Below are 2,099 nucleotides of genomic sequence, written 5' to 3'. Positions count from 1 at the left end.
GGAGCGCCGCCCGCCGCCGCCGGACTCGGTGCCTGCGCGGCGCGACCGCGCGGCCTCCGGAAGCGACGCCTTCGCCGTGGCGGTGCCCGCGGCCCCGGGAGGCGGCGCGCCGCGCCACCGGACGGGGACGGCGCTCGTTCGCGTCACCCAGCCCGAGCTCGCCCGCCGCGCCCTGCTCGAACGCACGCGCGGGCGGCTGGTGCTCGCCGCCTCCGGCTTCGGCCTGCTGTTCGGCGCCGTCGCGTTCAAGCTCGCCGTCGCCACCGTGTTCGATCCGGCCCAGCCGCGCCGCACCGCCGCCGCGGCCGGCGTCGCCCCGGCGCCGCCGCGCCAGGGGGCGGAGGGCGGCGCTCCCGCCGCGGCGCCCGCCCCCCGGACGGCGGGCCGGCGCGCGCCGATCGTGGACCGCAACGGCGAGCTGCTCGCCGTCTCGCTGCCGATCGCCGCCCTCGCCGCCAATCCGCGCGAGATCCTCGACCCGGTGGAGGCGGCCGACCGGCTGCGCACCGTGCTGCCGGAGCTCGACCGCGAGCGGCTGATCCAGCGGCTCTCGGGCGACCGGCAATTCGTCTACATCCACCGCTCGCTCACTCCCCGCCAGCAGCAGGCGGTGAACGACCTCGGCATCGCCGGCGTGTTCTTCGAGGAGGCCGAACGGCGCTACTACCCTCAGGGGCGCGCCGCGGTGCACGTGCTGGGCACGGTGGACGTGGACGGCAACGGCATCGCCGGCGTCGAGCGCAGCTTCGACGAGCGGCTGCGCCGCGGCGGCGAGCCGCTGCGCCTCTCGCTCGACCTGCGCGTGCAGCTCGCGCTGCGCGATGCGGTGCAGCACGCGATCACGGAGTTCAACGGGATCGGCGGCGCCGGCGTCCTGATGGACGTCAACACCGGCGAGGTGCTCGGCATGGTCAGCCTGCCGGACTACGATCCCTCCGACCCCGCGGCGCAGCAGCAGCCCGGCGGCGGCGGCACCCCGGCCGGGCAGAGCGAGCGCGAGCGCGAGCGCGAGCAGCGCGAGCGCCAGTCGAACGACCCCCGGTTCAACCGCGTCACGGTGGGCGTCTACGAGCCCGGCTCGACCTTCAAGCTGATGACCGCGGCGATGGCGCTGGAATACGGCACCGTGCAGCCCTGGGGCGGCTACAGCGCCGCCGCGCCGATCCGCTACGGCCGCTTCACGATCAACGACTTCAAGGGCAAGGGGCGCTGGCTGGCGCTGCCGGAGATCATCGCCTACTCCTCCAACATCGCCTCGGCCCACATGGCCGCGGCGGTCGGCCCGTCCCGCCACCGCGAGTTCCTGGTGCGCATGGGGATGGCGGCGCGCCTGCAGATCGAGCTGCCGGAGCGGGCGCTGCCGCTGGTGCCGCGGCCGCAGGACTGGCGCGAGATCAACACCATGACCATCGGCTTCGGCCACGGCATCTCGGTCACGCCGCTGCACGTGGTGACCGGCGTCGCCGCGCTCGCCAACGGCGGCATCTACCGCCAGCCGACACTGCTCGCCCAGCCACCGGGCACCGTGCGCGAGGGCACGCGGGTGGTCTCCGAGGGCACCAGCAACCTCCTGCGGCGGCTGATGCGCCTCGTGGTGACCGAGGGCTCCGGCCGCAGCGCGGAGGTGCCGGGGTATTTCGTCGGCGGCAAGACCGGCACGGCGCAGAAGACGGGGCCGCGCGGCGGCTATCTCCCCAACAAGCGCATCGCCGCCTTCGTCGGGGCCTTCCCGATCCACGCGCCGCGCTACGCCCTCTACGTGATGGTGGACGAGCCCAAGCCGAACGCCCGCAGCCACGGCTACGCGACGGCGGGCTGGGTGGCGGCGCCGGCGGCGCACATGGTGATCAGCCGCGTGGCGCCGATCCTCGGCCTGCTGCCGGAGACCGACCGGGCGCAGGAGATCGCGCAGCAGATCGCCATGCCGATGAACGGCCGGATCGCGCCGCCGCCGATGGGCGCGCGTCCCGAGTGGGTGCTGGCGCAGCAGGCGGCGGCCGCGGCGGCGGCGCAGCAGGCGGCGGCCGGACGGGCGGGCGCCAGCGGGGCGCGGGGCGGCGCGGCGCGGCCGGCGCGCGGGCCGTCCCCTGCCGCCGGCG

At 76.5% G+C, this 2,099-nt stretch carries 1 protein-coding gene; it reads left to right on the top strand.

The window, feature by feature from the left end; all coding sequences use genetic code 11:
* Positions 1–76: 76 nt before the first annotated feature.
* On the top strand, positions 77–2,099 hold a 2,023-nt coding region (locus K1J50_RS18715), incomplete at its 3' end, for a peptidoglycan D,D-transpeptidase FtsI family protein (protein ID WP_220119259.1).

Origin of the sequence: Caldovatus aquaticus (assembly GCF_019458025.1) — a bacterium.
GTDB lineage: Bacteria > Pseudomonadota > Alphaproteobacteria > Acetobacterales > Acetobacteraceae > Caldovatus > Caldovatus aquaticus.
The sequence above is the reverse complement of the archived record's forward strand: the minus strand, read 5'-3'. Positions and strand labels throughout refer to the sequence as shown.